Origin of the sequence: Delftia sp. JD2, from assembly GCF_001682645.1 — a bacterium.
GTDB lineage: Bacteria > Pseudomonadota > Gammaproteobacteria > Burkholderiales > Burkholderiaceae_C > Comamonas > Comamonas acidovorans.
This window is the reverse complement of record NZ_LFJT01000017.1, coordinates 62,073-78,708: the sequence shown is the minus strand read 5'-3', so window position 1 is coordinate 78,708 and position 16,636 is coordinate 62,073. Positions and strand designations below refer to the sequence as shown.

Sequence of the window (16,636 nt, the reverse complement as noted above, 5' to 3'; positions counted from 1 at the left end):
CCCGCCGGCAACTCATCTGAAACCCGTCGCTGGGGCGGCTTTGCCTTGGTGACAGCTTGGCTTCACTTTCTGATCAGTGGTGCGCAAGCACCGCCCAACGCGCGGCGACGCACAGCCACCAGACCCGCCGCCAGCAGCGAAAGCAGCGCCAGCGCCCAGGGGCCGAGTGCGGGGATGGCCTGCGGGGCCAGCAGCACGGGCAGGCCGGGGTCGGTGATCTGGTTGGGCACGGAATCGCTGTCACCCACGCCGCCATCGGCCAGGGTGAAGGTCACGCTCAGGCCGTCGGGCGCAAACTGCGCACCGGGCAGCGCATACCAGTGCGGCTGCGCGCAGGCAGCGCTGGTGCAGCCCAGCCCGTCAGGGCTGGGGCCGTATTTGTAATAAACGGCCCCCTGCGGAACTGGTGTGGTGAAGTGCACGGTCACCTGTGCATCTGCATTGCCAGCGACACGCCCCAGCACCAGCCCCAGCGGCGCGTGCACCGCACGCACATGGGACGGCAAGGGCGCGGGCAAGGTGGAGGCAAAGGCGGCGCTGCTGATCTCCCAGCCATTCGCGCCGTCCACCTCCACCGCCCCCAGATTGCCGTTGCCGCCCGCACCCTGCCACGGTGCGCTGCACTGCTGCGCTGCGCCGCCATATTCACCGCTGCACTGCCATTTGTATTGGCCGCCAGCGGATAGCACGGTCCCTGGCGTGCCCGTGACGCACAGATTCGCGCTGGGCTTGAAGGCCACAGCGCCGTTGGCCGCTGAGCCGCAGGTGGCATCGACCGGATCGTGGGTGAAAGTGGCGCTCACGCTGCGCGGGCTGGTCACATTGGTGAGCTGGCATGCACCCGTGCCCGTGCAATCACCCGCCCAACTGGTGAAGTGATAGCCCGCATCGGGCGTGGCGGTGCAGCTTGCGCCCTGCCCATGGTTAACGGGGTTGGGTGCGCAGGTGACCGTGCCGTTTGTGGTGACGGGGGCGATGCTGATGGGGTAGGTGTTCAGCGCGAAGGTGGCACTCACGCTGCGCGGGCTGGTCACGTTGGTGAGCTGGCATGTCCCCGTGCCCGCGCAATCGCCCGACCAACTGGTGAAGCGGTAACCCGCATCGGGCGTGGCGGTGCAGTTTGCATCCTGGCCGTGGGTGACGGGGTTGGGCGTGCAGGTGACTGTGCCGTTGGCCGGGGCGGGGACGATGCCGATGGAGTAGGTGTTGAGCACAAATGTGGCACTCACGCTGCGCGGGCTCGTCACGTTGGTGAGCTGGCATGCCCCTGTGCCCGCGCAATCACCTGACCAACTGGTGAAGTGATAGCCCGCATCGGGCGTGGCGGTGCAGCTTGCGCCCTGCCCATGGTTAACCGGGTTGGGTGTGCAGGTGACCGTGCCGTTGGTGGTGGCGGGGGTGATGCTGATGGGATAGGTGTTCAGCGCGAAGGTCGCACCCACGCTGCGCGGGCTGGTCACGCTGGTGAGCTGGCATGCACCCGTGCCCGCGCAATCGCCTGACCAACTGGTGAAGTGGTAGCCCGCATCGGGCATGGCGGTGCAGCTTGCGTCCTGGCCGTGGGTGACGGGGTTGGGTGCGCAGGTGACCGTGCCGTTGACGGCGGCGGGGGTGGCGATGGAGTGGGTGTTGGGCGTGAAGGTGGCCGAGACGGTGCGCGACGCGGTCACGCTGGTGAACTGGCATGCACCTGTGCCCGTGCAATCGCCCAACCAACTGGTGAAGTGGTAACCCGCATCGGGCGTGGCGGTGCAGCTTGCATCCTGGCCGTGGGTGACGGAGTTGGGCGTGCAGGCGACTGTGCCGTTGGCCGGGGCGGGGACGATGCCGATGGAATAGGTGTTGAGCACAAATGTGGCACCCACGCTGCGCGGGCTGGTCACGTTGTAGAGAATGCACGCGCTGGCAGTGCCCGCGCAATCGCCCGACCAATGGGTGAAGTGGTAGCCCATAGCGGGCGAGGCGACGCAGATAGTGTCTTGCCCATGGGGCACGGGGTTGGGCGTGCAGTTCACGCTGCCGCCGGTGACTGCGGGGGTTGCAATGGCGTAGGTAATGGGCGCGAAGGTGGCTCCCACGCTGTGCGCGCTGGTTACGTTGGTGAACTGGCATGCACCCGTGCCCGCGCAATCGCCCGTCCAGCCGGTGAACTGAAAGCCCGTTTGCGGCGTGGCAGTGCAGCCAGCGCCCTGGCCGTGGGGCACGGGGTTGGGCGTGCACGACATGCTCCCGCCTGTGGTGGCAGTGGTGGTGATGGCGTAGGTGATGAGCGTCGTGTTGGCAGAGACGGTGGTAGTCCCGAGAACCACGGGCTGGCAAGCTCCCGTGCCGCTGCATGCGCCGCCCCAGCCGCTGAAGGGGCGGGCGACTGAGTCATGCACCGTGGCCGTGCAGGTGGCGCTGGAGCCATGGGTCACGGGGTTCGGGGTGCACTGTGCGCTGGCGATGCCCGCATCCGTGTTGACTGTCACCATGTATTGGCGCGGTGCCAGGCAAGCGGCCGTGGTGCCGCCGCTGATGCCCGCGCAATTCCAGCGGAAGGCATCGGCCGCGGCAGACTGGTTGGTGGCCGAACCGGCGCTGCACAAGAGGGTTGGCAAGGTGAGCGAAGGCGCCGTGCTGCCACACGCGCCGTTGGTGGGCGGCGGGGCGAAGGTGGCGCTGATGGTGCAATTGCCGGTAATGGTCGCAGTGGTGTAGGTGTTGCCCGCAAGCGATCCGCCGCAGCCGCTGGCCTGCACCGTATAGCCCGGTGGCGTGGTGAGCGTGAAGCTGGCCTGCTGCCCCGCCGCTACATCGCGCCCCGCCTCGATGCTGCCGCCGCCCGTGGCCTGGGAGGTAACGAGGTAGGCGCGAGGCACGGAGCATTGCGGCGAAGGGTTGCCGCCGTAGCTGCTCTGGCACACCCAGGAGAAGGAGTAGGTATCACCCATCACGCCGCTGGTCGTGCCCACGCTGCACAGCAAGGCATCTGGCGGATAGCGGCGAGGCGTGGCGCTGCTGGCACTGCCGCACACGCCATCGAGCTGCACGGAACCGGCCTCGACCGTCATGCCGATGGAGGTCTGCGGCTCGGCCACCCAGGCCGGGTTGTGGCTCGCCCCTGAATACCAGGTCAGCCCGTCGTTGGTGGCCGTGGTGATCTGGCGGCGGATCATGGTCTGACCGATGCTGCGCACCACCACCCAGGCAAAGTCGCCCGCCGCCACAATGCGGTCGCCCGTGAACACGCGCATGCCTGGCGTGGCCGCGTCGGCGGTGAAGGGGGCGCAGGCCGTCATGTCCACGAACGGCGTGGCGGCGCTGGCGTCGGTTGCGCACACTTGCAGCTCGAACTGGTCGATCTGGGTGAGATTCATCTTCACCTGCGTGATGCGCAGCGACTGGCTGCCAATCGGGATCCGGTTGGCCACCCACAGGTTGGTGTGGTAGCTGGAGTTGTGCTGGATGAGCCACGGGTCATTGGCGGCTGCCAGGTTGTCGAATACCGTGACTGCACCAGCAGACACTGAAGCCGCCGCCGTCAGCAGCAGCATGGCAATTCGAAGGGCAAGGGTTTTCATGGCGATGTGGTGGGTGGGTGGAGCTGTGTTCCACCCAGCCGCGATCGGCCATGAAAAATGCTTTCAGCACTTGTGTATCAAGCGCTGAAAGCCATGTTTATGGAAGCGTGTGGCACGGGTGGATGCGCACTGCCGGCCATCTTGCGGGCGCGCAGCCCTGGCGGCTTGACTGTGCGTTCGTGCCGCGCTTGACTGGACGTTTCGCAAGCCTCACCCCCCCCAAAAAAAAGGGGCGTTCCCCTCCCCTCCCGCGCTATCATCCGCCCCGGCCCCCTGTCCCGGGGCTGATGCTTCAAAACATCCGTCGTATAGCGGCACAGCCTCTCCGAAAGCGAGGCTTGGTACAGCGAATCCATCAGTCAACGCAGATGCAATGGCCTGTGGTTTCGATCCGCAATGGAGCACGGAACAATGAACGTCGTTTCTCTCGCCTGCGCGCCGTCTTTTGGCGCAGTCCCTCCCTCATGCCAGCCCTTTGTGTCCGGCCAACTGCGGAGGGACATGGCATGAACCCCGCCCAGCCCTCCCCCGCCACAGACAGCCACAGCACCCGGCAGCTGTCCAACGCCCTCACCCAGGTGGACCATCTCGTGCAGCAAGGCTGTGCAGAAATCTCCGCCATCGCCCAGCTGGCCCTGGCCTGGCTGGAGACCCCCAAGGGCCATCGCCACATGGACGTGGTGGCCCGCGCCCTGCAAAGCATCCGCGACAGCGCCGAGACGCTGGCCGACTACGCCGGCACCGAGGCCCAGGCCATGGGCTGCGGGTTCGAAGACGCGGCCGAGATGCGCCGCGCTGAAGCGGCCGAGGCGGCGGCAAAGGCCATGGCCCACCTGTTTGAACGCCGCGCCAATATGCCGATGCCTGCGCAGGACGGCAGCAGCTGATGCGTCAGCGCGCCAGTCAACCGACGCTCAGCCCACGCTCAGCCGCAAGGCAAGCGCGACCAGCGTAATGGCAAGGACCGGAAGGGTCAGGACGATGCCGACGCGCAGGTAGTAGCCCCAGCCAATCGTCATGCCCTTGCGGGCCAGCACATGGAGCCAGAGCAAGGTGGCCAGGCTGCCGATGGGCGTGATCTTGGGGCCCAGGTCACAGCCGATCACATTGGCATAGACCATGGCTTCCTTCACCAGCCCCGTGGCCCCGGAGTGCTCGATGGACAGGGCGCCCACCAGCACCGTGGGCATGTTGTTCATCACGGAAGACAGGCCCGCCGACAGAAAGCCGGTGCCTATTGCGGCGCCCCACACGCCGCCGCCTGCAAAGACTTCCAGCACCCTGGCCAGGGCGCCGGTCAGCCCAGCGTTGCGCAAGCCATAGACCACCAGGTACATGCCCAGCGAGAACACGACTATCTGCCATGGCGCGCCCTTCAGGACCCGGCCTGCGCTGATGACCCGGCCATGGGCGGCGACGGCCAGCAAGAGCAGCGCACAGGCTGCGGCCACCGCGCTGACGGGAACGCCCAGCGGCTCCAGCCCGAAGAAGCCCAGCATCAACAGCGCCAGCACGGCCCAGCCTGCGCGGAAGGTGGCCGGGTCCCGGATGGCGGCCGATGGCGGCTGCAGGCGCTCCAAGGCATAGGTGCGGGGCAGATCCTTGCGGAAGAACAGGAAGAGCACGCCCAGGCTGGCGGCCACGGCAACCAGGTTCACCGGCACCATGACCGACGCGTAGTCGTTGAAGCCGATGCCGAAGAAGTCCGCCGAGACGATGTTGACCAGGTTGGACACCACCAACGGCAGGCTGGCCGTGTCCGCGATGAACCCTGCCGCCATGACGAATGCCAGGGTGCTTGCGGCAGAAAAGCCCAGAGCCACCAGCATGGCCATCACGATGGGCGTCAGGATGAGCGCGGCGCCATCGTTGGCAAAGACCGCAGACACCACGGCGCCCAGCAGCACGATGAAGGCAAACAGGCGCCTGCCGCTTGCGCGCCCCCAGCGGGCCACGTGCAGTGCAGCCCAAACGAAGAACCCGGCCTCGTCCAGCAGCAGGCTGATGATGATGACCGCCACGAAGGTGGCGGTTGCATTCCAGACGATGCCCCAGACGACGGCGACATCGGCCCAGTGCACCACCCCCAGGGCCAGTGCCACGATGGCGCCGAGCGACGCGCTCCAGCCGATGCCCAGGCCTGCGGGCTGCCAGATGACCAGGACAAGGGTGGCTGCAAAGATCAGGAGGGCCGCAAGCATGTGCTGTTTTCTTCGGGGATGTGCAGGCGGCAGCGGAGGCCGCAGCGGTTTCGGTGGCAGGTGTCGAAAGCAGGTGTCAGTGACAGGCTTCAGTCACGGGCCAGGTCGCGGGCAGACTGCTGCAGCGCGTGCCTGGCCAGGGACGATGGCGGCAGGTTGACGAGCCGCTCCAGGCGCTGCCGCATGGCCAGCAGGGTCTGGCGGAATGCGGCCTGCCGGCCTTCGTCGCTGCCTTCGGCCCGCGACGGGTCCGCGTAGCCCCAGTGCGCGGTGGCGGGCTGGCCCGGCCAATAGGGGCATGCCTCGCCAGCGGCGCTGTCGCAGACGGTGATGACCAAGTCCATAGGGGGCGCATCAGGCGCGCCGAACTCGTCCCAGCTTTTGCTGCGCAGGCCTTCGGTGCAAACGCCCGCCTGCTCCAGCGCCGCAATCGCCAGCGGATGGGGCCGCTGGTTGTCGCGGGGGCTGCTGCCTGCGGAGTAGGCCTTGAAGCGCCCGCCGCCGAGGTGATTCAGAAGGCCTTCCGCCAGGATGCTCCGGGCAGAGTTGTGCGTGCACAGAAACAGGACGTTCAGGGGTTTGTCGGAAGTCATGGCAGGAAATGTTCGGGGCGGGGAAACCGGGGGAGCAGCGTCAGCAGGACTTGCAGGACATGTCGGCCACCTCGCATGACGCACCTGCACAGCAGTTCTGCGTCAGGAAGCCGAGCAGGCCGTTCATGCGCTCATAGGCGGCGCGGTACACCAGGTTGCGGCTGGCCCGCTCCTGCGTCACCAGGCCCGAGCGGGTCAGTTCCTTGAGATGGAAAGACAGCGTGGTGTTGGCGGCGCCCAGGCTTTCTGCCATGACGCCCGGCGTCAGCCCCTCGGGCCCGGCCACGACGAGCGCGCGGAAGATGCGCAGGCGCAAGGGGTGGGCAAGCGCGGCCAGGGATTCGACGACTTCAGATTCATCCATGGGCGAATCATACGATATTTCAACAAATATGGAAATATAGGCCAGCCGGCGCTGACCGATCGTGCCAGCCCATGCCATCCCACGCCACCCCATGCGGATGGGCACCCATGGCTGACCGCCGTGCCCGGATGCCGAAAAGCGCAGGCAACCGGGCACGGTCCGACCTCAAGCGCCCTGCGGCAGATAGCTTGGCCGGGCCGCCGTCATGCCGCGCTTGACCTGCTGGGTGAGCTCGTCGGCCAGCACTTCATCGAGCCCGGCCTCCAGTCCATCCAGCGCGCGGCTGACGATGTCCTCGGGGCTGGACTTCGGCGCGTCAAGCCCGCGCGTGAGGTCCGTGTCGACATAGGCCATGTGCAGGCCCAGCACCTGTGTCTTCTGCCCTGCAAGCTCGCTGCGCAGGGCGTTGGTGAGCGACCAGGCGGCCGACTTGCTGGCCGAATAGGCGGCCAGCTCGCCGCCGTTCACCCAGGAGGCCACCGACAGCACATTGAGCAAGGCCCCGCCGCCGTTGGCCTTGAGAACCGGCGCGAAGGCCTGGCTCATGCGCAGCACGGCGAAGAAGTTGGTCTCGAAGATGCGCCTGGCGACCTCTTCGCTGTCGGGCGCCATGAAGCCGCCGGGCTGGGCGATGCCGGCGTTGTTGATCACCAGCGTGACGTCCGACGCCTGCGCCGCGGCGGCGGCCACGTCCTGCGGGCGGTTCACGTCCAGCTGCAGGGCATGCACGCCGGGCTGGGTGACGGTGGCGGGGTCGCGCGCGCCGGCGTAGACCTTGCGGGCGCCACGGGCAAGCAGCTCGCGTGCGAAAGCCAGGCCGATGCCGCGATTGGCGCCGGTGACGAGAACAACAGCGTTTTCAATTTTCATGGAGCACTCCAGGGGTGGGGAAAAACAGATTCAACGGATCTTGATGACGACCTTGCCCTTGGCATGGCCGGCTTCGGCATAGGCAAGGGCCTCGTTGGTGGACTCGAATGCGAAGACCTTGTCCACGACCGGGCGGATGGCGCCTGCCTCGATGAGGCGGGTGATCTCGCGCAGCTGGCCGCCGTTGGCCCGCATGAAGAGGAAGGAGTAGTCAATGCCACGGCCTCGCGCCCGGCGCCTGACACCGAAGCTGAGCAGCCGCATCACCAGCCGCACGAATGCGGGCGCCGCGATGTTTCTGCCAAATGCGGGATCGGGCGGGCCGGAGATGGAGACCAGCTTCGCGCCGCCCTTGAGCACGCGCAGGGATTTGCCAAGCGTCTTGCCGTCCTGGCTGTTGAGCACCACGTCGTAGTCGTGCAGGACGTCCTCGAAGGCCTGCGTGCGGTAGTCGATGGCGACATCCGCACCCAGGCTCCTGACCAGCTCGAAGTTGGCCGCGCTCGTCGTGGTAGCCACAGTGGCGCCCAGGTGCCTGGCCAGCTGGATGGCGAACGTGCCCACGCCGCCGGAGCCGGCCTGGATGAAGACCCTTTGCCCCTTCGACAGCTTCGCCGTCTCCACCAGGGCCTGCCAGGCCGTCAGGCCCACCAGGGGGATGGAGGCGGCCTCTTCCATCGTGAGCCCCTTCGGTTTTGGCGCCAGCGACGACTCCTTGACCGGCACGAACTCCGCGAACGTACCGATCCGGAAATCGTCCGTGCGTGCATAGACCTCATCGCCGGGCTTGAACTGCCGCACGCTCGGGCCGGCCTTGACCACCACGCCGGCCACGTCGTGGCCCAGGACCAGGGGCAGGCGATAGGGCAGGATGAGCTTGAATTGCCCGTCCCTGATCTTGGAGTCCAGCTGGTTCACGCCTGCGGCATGGACCTGGACCAGGACTTCGTCGTCACGCAGCTGCGGCTCGGGTACGTCTGCCAGCTGCAAGGCGCGGTTCGCTCCATGGCTTTCCAGAATGAATGCCTTCATGGTCTTCCTTTATATGATGATCATCATATGTAACGACGAAAAAAATCCAGGCACATGCACAGGGCATGCGCCATCACTGGCTGTCCGGCGCCAGGTGCTTGAGTGCTGCTTCGCGAAGGCTGTCGGACAGGGCCGGATCGTCCACCGCCCGTGCCAGCAGCAGGCTGCCGACCATGGTGGACAAGGTGACGAGCGCGCGCTCATGGGCGCCGGGCTGTCCCCAGTCCGGCGATTGGCGGGCGATGAGATCGACCATTTCCTTGATGTGGCCCGTGGCCACGCGGCGCACCTCCGGCGCCTGGCGCGAGGTCTCGGAGCCCAGGGCCGCCAAGGGGCAGCCCACCTCGGCGCGCTGGACATGTTCCTTGGAAAGGTAGGCGGCCAGCATGGCCTGCAGCACCATGCCGGGCGGCGCCTTGGCCACCACGTCGGCGACGGCGGCGCAGGACTCGGCGCAGGCCTTGCCCGCCGCTTCGGCCAGCATGGCATCGCGCGAGGCGAAATGGGCGTAGAAGGCGCCGTGCGTCAGGCCCGCCTCCTTCATGATGTCCGCCACCCCGGTGCCGCCATAGCCGCTGCGGCGGATGGCACGCGCTGCCACGGAGACGATGCGCTCATGCGTGGCCTCCTTGGCGGAAGCCCGGGCGCTGGAATTTGTTTTTCGCATGATGGTCATCATACATTGTTTGCGCCATGCACGCGCCGCAGATGGGACATCCGCCCGCAGCCATTGCATGGACAATCCCGGCATGTCTGCTGCTGCTTCACACAACAATCCATCCCGCCCCGTGCTCATTGCCGGCGGCGGCATCGGTGGCATGGCCACTGCCCTCACGCTGCACCAGATCGGCGTGCCCTGCATCGTGTTCGAGTCGGTGGCGCAGTTGCAGCCGCTGGGCGTGGGCATCAACCTGCAGCCGAACGCGGTGCGGGAACTGCATGACCTGGGCTTCGGCAACGATGTGCTGGACACCATCGGCCTGCAGGCGCGGGAATGGGCGCTGGTGGGCCGCAACGGCAACGAGGTATATGCCGAGCCGCGCGGGCTGCAGGCGGGCTACCACTGGCCTCAGTACGCGGTGCACCGCGGGCAGTTGCAGATGATGCTGTTCAACGCCGTGCGGGAGCGCCTGGGCGAGGATGCCGTGCAGCTGGGCCGGCGCGTGGTGGGCTACCGGCAGGATGCCGAGGGCGTGACCGCCCTCATCGACACCCGCGATGGCCAGCGGCTGGAGGTGCAGGGCTCGCTGCTGGTGGCGGCCGATGGCCTGCACTCGGCCGTGCGCGCGCAGATGCACCCCGCGCAGCCGCCCATCCAGTGGGGCGGCGCCATCATGTGGCGCGGCACCACGCCGGGCGTGCCGGTGCGCACCGGTGCGTCCTTCGTGGGCGTGGGCTCGCTGCGCCATCGCGTGGTGCTGTACCCCATCACGCCGCCGGACCCCGTCACGGGCCTGGCCACCATCAACTGGATCGCCGAGATCACGGTGGACAACGACGGCGGCTGGCAGCAAGGCGACTGGAACCGGCGCGTGGCGCTGGAGGAATTCATCCACCACTTCGACGGCTGGGACTACGGCTGGCTGGACGTGCCGGCCATGCTGCGCGGCGCCACGGATGTCTTCGAGTACCCCATGATCGACCGCGACCCCGTGCCCACCTGGGTGGACGGCCGCGTGGCCTTGCTGGGCGATGCGGCGCACGTGATGTACCCGGTGGGCTCCAACGGTGCCAGCCAGGCCATCGTGGACGCGCGCGTGCTGGGCGCGCAGCTGCTGGACCACGGCGTGGGCCCGCAGGCGCTGCGCGCCTATGACGACAGGCTGTGCAAGGACATCTCGGCCCTGGTGCTGCGCAACCGCGGGGCCGGCCCCTTCGGCCTGCTGGGGCTGGTGGACGAGCGCTGCGGCGGCGTCTTCGACCATATCGACGAGGTGCTGCCGCGCGAGGAGCGCGAGGGCTTCATGGCCCGCTACAAGGCAGCGGCCGGCTATGCGATCGAGACGCTCAATGCCGCAGCCCCCACCATCGCACCCGGTCGGCGCATGGCCAGCACGTGACCGGCGCATGACCGGCGCACGACCGGCGCATGACCAGGGACTGAGCCCTTGTGCGGCAGCAAGGGCCGCGAGTCGCCATAATCGGCCCTTGCCCCTGGCAGCCATCCCCAGATTTACATCACAGACCAAGCAGGAAGACCACATGCCCATCAAATCCATTCTGAAATCCACCGTGGTGACGCTGGCGATCGTGGGCAGTGGATCGCTTTTTGCGCAGGGCGCGCCCCTGAACACAGCGGCGTTTGACGCCCTGGTGGCGCAAGGCCCCGTCGCCGACGCCGCGACCATTGCATCGAGCACCTGGGCCAGCAAGATCAAGCAGACCGGCACGCTGCGCCTGGGCAGCACCCAGACCTCCAATCTGTTCTCCCTGCTCAACGAGAAAGACGGCAAGATCCGCGGCTTCGACGCAGGCCTGGCCCAGCTGCTCACGCGCTACATCCTGGGCGATGCGTCCAAGTACCAGTTCGCACAGGTGACCTCGTCCACGCGCGAGCAGGTGCTCATCAACAACCAGGCGGACATGGTGATCGCCACCTACTCCATCACCCCCGCACGCGCCGAGAAGATCTCGTTTGCCGGCCCCTACTACACCTCGCAGGCCGGGGTGCTGGTCAAGGCAAGCAACAAGACCGTGCAGTCGTACAGCGACCTGGCAGGCAAGAAGGTGGCCACGCAGGCCGGCTCCACGGGGCCCGCCATCCTGGCGCAGCACGCGCCCAAGGCGGTCGTGCAGGAGTTCCAGACCCATCAGGAAGCGCTGGACTCCCTGCGCCAGGGCCGTGTGGATGCCTATGTGACCGACTACACCCTGCTGCTCAACACCCTGAGCCTGGGCACTGGCGACGCACGGCTGGCAGGCGCGCCCTTTGGCGCCCAGGATTCCTACGGCATCGGCCTGCCCAAGGGCTCGGACGGCGTGGCCTTCATCAACGCCTTCCTGAAGAAAATCGAAGCCGATGGCACCTGGGCCAAGCTGTGGACTGTCTCCATCGGACAGCGCACCGGCAGCACGGCCGTTCCCACGCCGCCCGCCCTGCCCTGAACGATGGGTGACATCTCCCGGCTCCTCTCCGACCACGGGCCTGCCTTCTGGCAGGCCCTCTTGCTGACCTGGAAGCTCACCGCCTTCTCGTTCCTGCCCGGCTTCCTGCTGGGCGTGGTCGTGACGGTGCTCAGGCTGCTTCCGCTGCCGCCGCTGCGCTTCGTGCTGACGGGCTACGTCGAGATCTTCCGCAACATTCCCAGCGTGGCGCTGCTGATCTTCATCGTGTTCGCGCTGCCCGATCTCAATGTCGTGATCGACTATGAACCCAGCGTGATCCTGGCCCTGACCCTGGTCTGCTCCGCGTTCACGGCGGACTATCTGCGCGCCGGCATCAACACCATTGCCGGCAGCCAGATCGAGGCCGCGCTCAGCCTGGGCATGCGGCCCATGCAGATCATCTCGGCCGTGGTGCTGCCGCAGGCGCTGCGCTCGGTGGTGCAGCCGATGACGTCTCTGCTCATTGCGCTGATGCTGTCCACCTCGCTGGCGTCCCAGGTGCCGCTTGCGGGCCGGGAGCTCACGGCGCTCGTGTCCAAGATCGCCAACGACTCCGCCGCCGGCATGGCCGCGTTCGCGGTGGCCGCCGCCCTGTACGTGGCCACCGGATTGCTCATTGCCTGGGTGGGCGCCATCCTGGAAAAGAAGCTGCGGATACTGCGATGAGCCGTTCTCTGGAAGACATTCTGTTTGGCGCGCCCAGCCCGCAGGCCAGGAAGATCACCCAGGTGGTCAGCCTGATCGCCGCGGCCGGGCTGATTGCGCTGGCTGCGGGCGTCGTGTTGCGTTTTCATTCGGCAGGCCAGCTCGAGGCCCGGTTCTGGGAATTCTTCGCCTGGCCCACCACCTGGGCCTTTCTGGCCAAGGGCCTGCTCGGCACGCTGGCGTCCTCGGCCATGGCCGCCGTCATTGCGCTGAGCCTTGGGCTGGTGCTGCTGGCGGGGCGCCTGGCGCGGCCCCGCATCGTGCGCTGGCCCAGCATCGCCGTCATCGAATTCCTGCGCGGCACGCCCACGCTGCTGCTCATCTACGTGTGCTTTCTGGTGCTTCCCGCAGCCGGCATCAAGCTCGGCACGTACTGGATGCTGACCCTGCCCATAGGCCTGAGCACCGCCGCCGTGGTGGCCGAGGTCTACCGCGCAGGCGTGCTGGCCGTCCCTCGCGGCCAGACCGATGCCGCGCGAAGCCTGGGGCTGACCGAGGTCCAGGTCTTCCGGTTCGTCGTCTTCCCGCAGGCCCTGCGCTACATCGTCCCGGCCCTGGTCGCGCAGCTGGTCATCGTGGTCAAGGACACCACCTTCGGCTACATCGTCACCTACGGCGAACTCATGCAGAACGCCAAGGTGCTCATCGCCAACTACCACGCGCTGGTGCCCGTGTACCTGGTGGTGGCGGTGCTGTACTGCCTGGTGAACTATGCGATATCGAGGGCGAGCAGGCGGCTGAGCCGGCCGGTGCACTGAGCCTCGTCACGAACGGCCTGTCGCGAGAGCACGGCTTGCAACTGCCATTGCCATGGCCAGGGCAACGACGATCAGAACGGCCGAGACTGCGAACGTGATCCGCATCGCGTTGGCAACGGCCTCGGGATGCGCCGTTGCGATGTCGGGCGACTTTGAAGCGAGCGCGAAAACCGTCCCCATCATGGATGCCCCGGTGATGAGCCCGAGGTTGCGTGACAGGCTGAGCATGCCCGAGATGACTCCGCGCTGATCTGGATGGACATTCGCCATGACGGCGGTGTTGTTGGCCGCCTGGAAGAGCTGATATCCAGGGGTCAGGACGACGATGGCAGCAACGTATCCCGCCACGCCGAACATCGACGCAAGCACGGACAGTGCAAATGCCCCCGCCGCCATGGCGATGAGCCCGACGATGGCCATGGATGGCGCGCCCCAACAATCGACGGCACGGCCAGAGGGGACACCGCTCAATATGGCGATCAATGGGCCCACCGCCATCACGATGCCAACAATGGCTTCGTTGAGCCCGAGCGCACGGGCGAGGTAGAACGGCCCCACCACCAGCGTCGACATCATCACCGTCGAGACGAGCGCATTCATGGCAAGGCTTGCGCTGAAGCCTGGATCACGGAACATCGCCAATCGAATCAAAGGCGATGCGGCTTTCGCCTCGGCAAGCACGAAGAGCACGGCACCCAAGGCAGTGGTCAACACAAGAGCCCCGTTGAGCGGACCGAAACTTCCGCGCCCCAGCGTCATGGCCAGTGCGTACGCCACAAGCGTCACAGCCAGCAGCAAGGTGCCCAGATTGTCGAAGCGGGCCCGCCCCGTCTTCTCCCCCCGGCAATCGGCGGGCAGGTAACGGTGCGCGAGAACCCATGCCACGATACCCAGCGGTACGTTGACGAGAAAGATCGCCTGCCAACCGAGTCCGGCGATCAGAACGCCGCCCAGCGATGGACCGAGAGCGGTGCCCATTGCGGACATCGTTCCGAGCAGTCCCATGGCGCTGCCGGTCCTTTCCTTCGGCACCGTCCCGGCGACAAACGCCATGGTGAGGGCCATCATGATGGCCGCGCCAAGACCCTGCACCGCCCGGGCGGCAATCAGCAGCCGGAGCGTGGGCGCCAGGCCGCAAAGGACCGAGGCCAGCGTGAACAGGAAGATGCCGACCAGCAGCAGCCGTCGGCGGCTCATGACGTCGCCGAGCCGTCCGACGCTGACGATCAGGGCGGTGATGGCCAGCAGATAGGCAAGGACGACCCACTGGACCTGCTGGAAAGAGGCGTCGAACGCCTGAGCCAAGGTCGGCAACCCCACATTGGCGATGCTGGTGCCCAGCGATGACAGCAACATCGATAGCGAAAGGCTGGCAAGCACCCACCGAATCGACGGCGTCTGCTCTGCACGGTCAGCGGCTATCCCATCTCTTGCTGTCGTGGCTGATTCTGGTGTGATTTTCATCGTTGGTGACTCCCGAAATTGAGCTATCGGAAGCGTAGTTCCCTGCCCGGCATGGCGGAAGGCGCACCACTTTCACTTTATTCATGCGTCTGGCGCCATGTCACCACACGCCGTGCTACGGTCGATCCATGTCAAGACCCGATCTCAACCTGCTTGTCACCCTGGATGTGTTGCTTGCGGAAGGCAACGTGGCGCGTGCCGCCCAACGGTTGCGGCTGAGCCCTTCAGCGATGAGCCGGGCGTTGGCGCGTTTGCGGGAGACGACGGGCGATCCGCTGCTGGTCCGGGCCGGGCGCGGCCTCGTTCCCACACCTCGGGCGCTCGAACTCCGCGAGCGGGTCAGCCAGCTGGTGCAGGACACGGAAGCGGTTCTGCGCCCTGCCGAGCAGCCCAACCTCCGACAGCTGGTCCGAACGTTCACACTGCGGACCAGCGAAGGCTTTGTGGAGAATTTCGGACCGGACCTGATTGCCCGCGTCGGCGAGCAAGCGCCTGGCGTTCGCCTTTGCTTTGTGCAGAAGTCAAACAAAGGGAGCGGCCCGCTTCGCGACGGCACGGTCGACCTGGAGACCGGCGTTGTCGGGAGCACGATAGGTCCGGAGGTGCGTGCGCAGGCGTTGTTCCGAGACCGTTTCATTGGCGTCGTGCGAATAGGGCACCCGCTGAGCCAGGGCGAGATCACGCCCGCGCGCTATGCGGCCGGCAGGCATATCCTGGTGTCCCGGCGAGGGCAGGACAAGGGCCCCATCGATGAAGCCTTGAGTTCTCTCGACCTGCAAAGGCAGATCGTTGCGATCGTTGGCGGCTTTTCAGCGGCGCTGGCCTTGGCCCGGGCCTCCGACCTGATCGCCAGTGTTCCCGAACGGCACACGGGGAACCTGCGTGCCGGAATGCACGGCTTCCCCCTTCCGGTCCCTGTGCCGGAGATCACGGTTTCACTCCTGTGGCACCCGAGGCTGCATGCCGATCCGGCGCACCGGTGGCTGCGCGGGTGCGTACGGGAGATCTGCGCGGAACAGCACAGCGGTTCCTGGCCATGCGGAAAAGCGGCCGAAAGCCCGGCGTGAGAGCGAGCGCGTGAAACCGCGCGTGAAACCGATGGCTATCCGAAGTGCGGCAGCGTGGCTACAGCGTGGCCACAGCGTGAAATGAACATGGCGCAGCACACCGTCCCCGGCTATGCTCGGTGCCTTTGCCGTTGCGCAGTCGGTGCCCGCCGGCTCTCCAACGGACCTTGCCTGTTCAGGACCTCCCATGCACATCGAACCCGGCGTCGTCAGCCCCGAGAAAATCGCCCTCAGTTACGTCACTGCCGCAGCGGCCTTCGGCCTGACCGCCGCCCTGGCACGGCAAAGCCTGCGCGACAACGGCGGCGCGCTCGCGCTGCTGGTGCGCAGCGTGATCACCACCGCGCTGGTGTTCAGCTTCTTCGAGGTGTTTCCGCATGAGCCGGTCGGCGTATCCGAGGTCCATCTGATTCTGGGCTCGACCTTGCTGCTGATGTTCGGCGCGGGTGCTGCGGCCATTGGCCTGGCGTGCGGCCTGCTGGTCCAGGGCCTGTTCTTTGCACCCTTCGACCTGCCGCAGTACGGCATGAACGTAACCACCTTGCTGGTGCCGCTGTATGCGGTAAGCCAGCTGGCGCGCCGGCTGATTCCGGCCGGCACGGCCTATGTGGACATCAGCTACCGGCAGGCCCTGGCCCTGTCCACCACCTACCAGGGCGGCATCGTGCTGTGGGTGGCCTTCTGGGCCATCTACGGCCATGGCGCCAGCCTGGCCACCATGACCGAGGTCGCAAGCTTTGGTGCCGCCTACATGTGCGTGGTGCTGGTGGAGCCCCTGGTGGACCTGGCCGTGCTGTGGCTGGCCAAGCGTCTGGCCGCCTTCACGCAAGGGCCGCTTTTCAATACCCGCCTGCACGCAGCGGCCATCTGACAGCCGGCTTCCCGGTCACCGCACCCTCGGTGCTCCGCTGTGG

At 66.8% G+C, this 16,636-nt stretch carries 15 protein-coding genes; 7 read left to right on the top strand and 8 right to left on the bottom strand.

All coding sequences use genetic code 11. The features are described from left to right. Nucleotides 1–62: 62 nt before the first annotated feature. Nucleotides 63–3,563 (bottom strand): IPTL-CTERM sorting domain-containing protein, encoded by a 3,501-nt coding sequence (locus ACM14_RS11750; RefSeq protein WP_254662035.1) that lies wholly within the window; start codon nt 3,561–3,563, stop codon nt 63–65. 506 nt (nt 3,564–4,069) lie between these two features. Between ACM14_RS11750 and ACM14_RS11745 the strand changes: the two genes are divergently transcribed. Then, entirely contained in the window at nt 4,070–4,450 is a 381-nt protein-coding gene (locus ACM14_RS11745) for a hypothetical protein (RefSeq protein ID WP_065346231.1), read from the top strand. 27 nt (nt 4,451–4,477) lie between these two features. Here ACM14_RS11745 and ACM14_RS11740 read toward each other — a convergent pair whose 3' ends face one another. From ACM14_RS11740 to ACM14_RS11715, 6 genes are all read right to left on the bottom strand, one after another. Then, nucleotides 4,478–5,764, bottom strand: a complete 1,287-nt coding sequence (locus ACM14_RS11740; protein ID WP_065346230.1) for an arsenic transporter — start codon at nt 5,762–5,764, stop codon at nt 4,478–4,480. 89 nt (nt 5,765–5,853) lie between these two features. Then, a complete protein-coding gene (locus ACM14_RS11735; RefSeq protein ID WP_065346229.1) occupies nt 5,854–6,357 on the bottom strand; it encodes an arsenate reductase ArsC in 504 nt (167 codons plus the stop codon). Nucleotides 6,358–6,397: 40 nt separating this feature from the next. After that, nucleotides 6,398–6,721, bottom strand: a complete 324-nt coding sequence (locus tag ACM14_RS11730; RefSeq protein ID WP_013801883.1) for a helix-turn-helix transcriptional regulator — start codon at nt 6,719–6,721, stop codon at nt 6,398–6,400. 165 nt (nt 6,722–6,886) lie between these two features. Next, entirely contained in the window at nt 6,887–7,591 is a 705-nt protein-coding gene (locus tag ACM14_RS11725; protein WP_046989091.1) for an SDR family oxidoreductase, read from the bottom strand. A 30-nt stretch (nt 7,592–7,621) separates the two neighbouring features. After that, a complete protein-coding gene (locus tag ACM14_RS11720; RefSeq protein WP_065346228.1) occupies nt 7,622–8,623 on the bottom strand; it encodes an NADP-dependent oxidoreductase in 1,002 nt (333 codons plus the stop codon). A gap of 73 nt (nt 8,624–8,696) precedes the next feature. Further along, nucleotides 8,697–9,302: a TetR/AcrR family transcriptional regulator gene (locus ACM14_RS11715; protein WP_065346227.1), complete on the bottom strand. Its 606-nt coding sequence runs from the start codon at nt 9,300–9,302 to the stop codon at nt 8,697–8,699. Nucleotides 9,303–9,372: 70 nt separating this feature from the next. On the opposite strand from ACM14_RS11715, the gene ACM14_RS11710 reads away from it, so the two are divergent. The 4 genes from ACM14_RS11710 (at nt 9,373) to ACM14_RS11695 (ending at nt 13,191) form a co-directional block, all read left to right on the top strand. Continuing rightward, complete coding sequence (locus ACM14_RS11710) at nt 9,373–10,683, top strand: flavin-dependent oxidoreductase (RefSeq protein WP_065346251.1); 1,311 nt, start codon at nt 9,373–9,375, stop codon at nt 10,681–10,683. Nucleotides 10,684–10,825: 142 nt separating this feature from the next. Continuing rightward, nucleotides 10,826–11,728, top strand: a complete 903-nt coding sequence (locus tag ACM14_RS11705; RefSeq protein ID WP_013801878.1) for a glutamate ABC transporter substrate-binding protein — start codon at nt 10,826–10,828, stop codon at nt 11,726–11,728. Between the two features lie 3 nt (nt 11,729–11,731). After that, a complete protein-coding gene (locus tag ACM14_RS11700) occupies nt 11,732–12,394 on the top strand; it encodes an amino acid ABC transporter permease (RefSeq protein ID WP_012206191.1) in 663 nt (220 codons plus the stop codon). After that, entirely contained in the window at nt 12,391–13,191 is an 801-nt protein-coding gene (locus ACM14_RS11695; RefSeq protein ID WP_065346226.1) for an amino acid ABC transporter permease, read from the top strand. The genes ACM14_RS11700 and ACM14_RS11695 overlap by 4 nt, the downstream gene beginning before the upstream one ends. Nucleotides 13,192–13,197: 6 nt before the next feature. Here ACM14_RS11695 and ACM14_RS11690 read toward each other — a convergent pair whose 3' ends face one another. Continuing rightward, nucleotides 13,198–14,655, bottom strand: a complete 1,458-nt coding sequence (locus ACM14_RS11690) for an MFS transporter (protein WP_065346225.1) — start codon at nt 14,653–14,655, stop codon at nt 13,198–13,200. A gap of 128 nt (nt 14,656–14,783) precedes the next feature. Between ACM14_RS11690 and ACM14_RS11685 the strand changes: the two genes are divergently transcribed. Together ACM14_RS11685 and ACM14_RS11680 are read left to right on the top strand one after the other, a co-directional pair. Further along, nucleotides 14,784–15,722, top strand: a complete 939-nt coding sequence (locus ACM14_RS11685) for a LysR family transcriptional regulator (RefSeq protein WP_065346224.1) — start codon at nt 14,784–14,786, stop codon at nt 15,720–15,722. A gap of 187 nt (nt 15,723–15,909) precedes the next feature. After that, nucleotides 15,910–16,593, top strand: a complete 684-nt coding sequence (locus ACM14_RS11680; protein WP_034395797.1) for an energy-coupling factor ABC transporter permease — start codon at nt 15,910–15,912, stop codon at nt 16,591–16,593. Nucleotides 16,594–16,636 lie beyond the last annotated feature (43 nt).

Coding starts and splice junctions, on each gene's coding strand:
- ACM14_RS11750 (WP_254662035.1), bottom strand. CDS start 3,563: ATGAAAACCCTTGCCCTTCGAATTGCCATGCTGCTGCTGACGGCGGCG.
- ACM14_RS11745 (WP_065346231.1), top strand. CDS start 4,070: ATGAACCCCGCCCAGCCCTCCCCCGCCACAGACAGCCACAGCACCCGG.
- ACM14_RS11740 (WP_065346230.1), bottom strand. CDS start 5,764: ATGCTTGCGGCCCTCCTGATCTTTGCAGCCACCCTTGTCCTGGTCATC.
- ACM14_RS11735 (WP_065346229.1), bottom strand. CDS start 6,357: ATGACTTCCGACAAACCCCTGAACGTCCTGTTTCTGTGCACGCACAAC.
- ACM14_RS11730 (WP_013801883.1), bottom strand. CDS start 6,721: ATGGATGAATCTGAAGTCGTCGAATCCCTGGCCGCGCTTGCCCACCCC.
- ACM14_RS11725 (WP_046989091.1), bottom strand. CDS start 7,591: ATGAAAATTGAAAACGCTGTTGTTCTCGTCACCGGCGCCAATCGCGGC.
- ACM14_RS11720 (WP_065346228.1), bottom strand. CDS start 8,623: ATGAAGGCATTCATTCTGGAAAGCCATGGAGCGAACCGCGCCTTGCAG.
- ACM14_RS11715 (WP_065346227.1), bottom strand. CDS start 9,302: ATGATGACCATCATGCGAAAAACAAATTCCAGCGCCCGGGCTTCCGCC.
- ACM14_RS11710 (WP_065346251.1), top strand. CDS start 9,373: ATGTCTGCTGCTGCTTCACACAACAATCCATCCCGCCCCGTGCTCATT.
- ACM14_RS11705 (WP_013801878.1), top strand. CDS start 10,826: ATGCCCATCAAATCCATTCTGAAATCCACCGTGGTGACGCTGGCGATC.
- ACM14_RS11700 (WP_012206191.1), top strand. CDS start 11,732: ATGGGTGACATCTCCCGGCTCCTCTCCGACCACGGGCCTGCCTTCTGG.
- ACM14_RS11695 (WP_065346226.1), top strand. CDS start 12,391: ATGAGCCGTTCTCTGGAAGACATTCTGTTTGGCGCGCCCAGCCCGCAG.
- ACM14_RS11690 (WP_065346225.1), bottom strand. CDS start 14,655: ATGAAAATCACACCAGAATCAGCCACGACAGCAAGAGATGGGATAGCC.
- ACM14_RS11685 (WP_065346224.1), top strand. CDS start 14,784: ATGTCAAGACCCGATCTCAACCTGCTTGTCACCCTGGATGTGTTGCTT.
- ACM14_RS11680 (WP_034395797.1), top strand. CDS start 15,910: ATGCACATCGAACCCGGCGTCGTCAGCCCCGAGAAAATCGCCCTCAGT.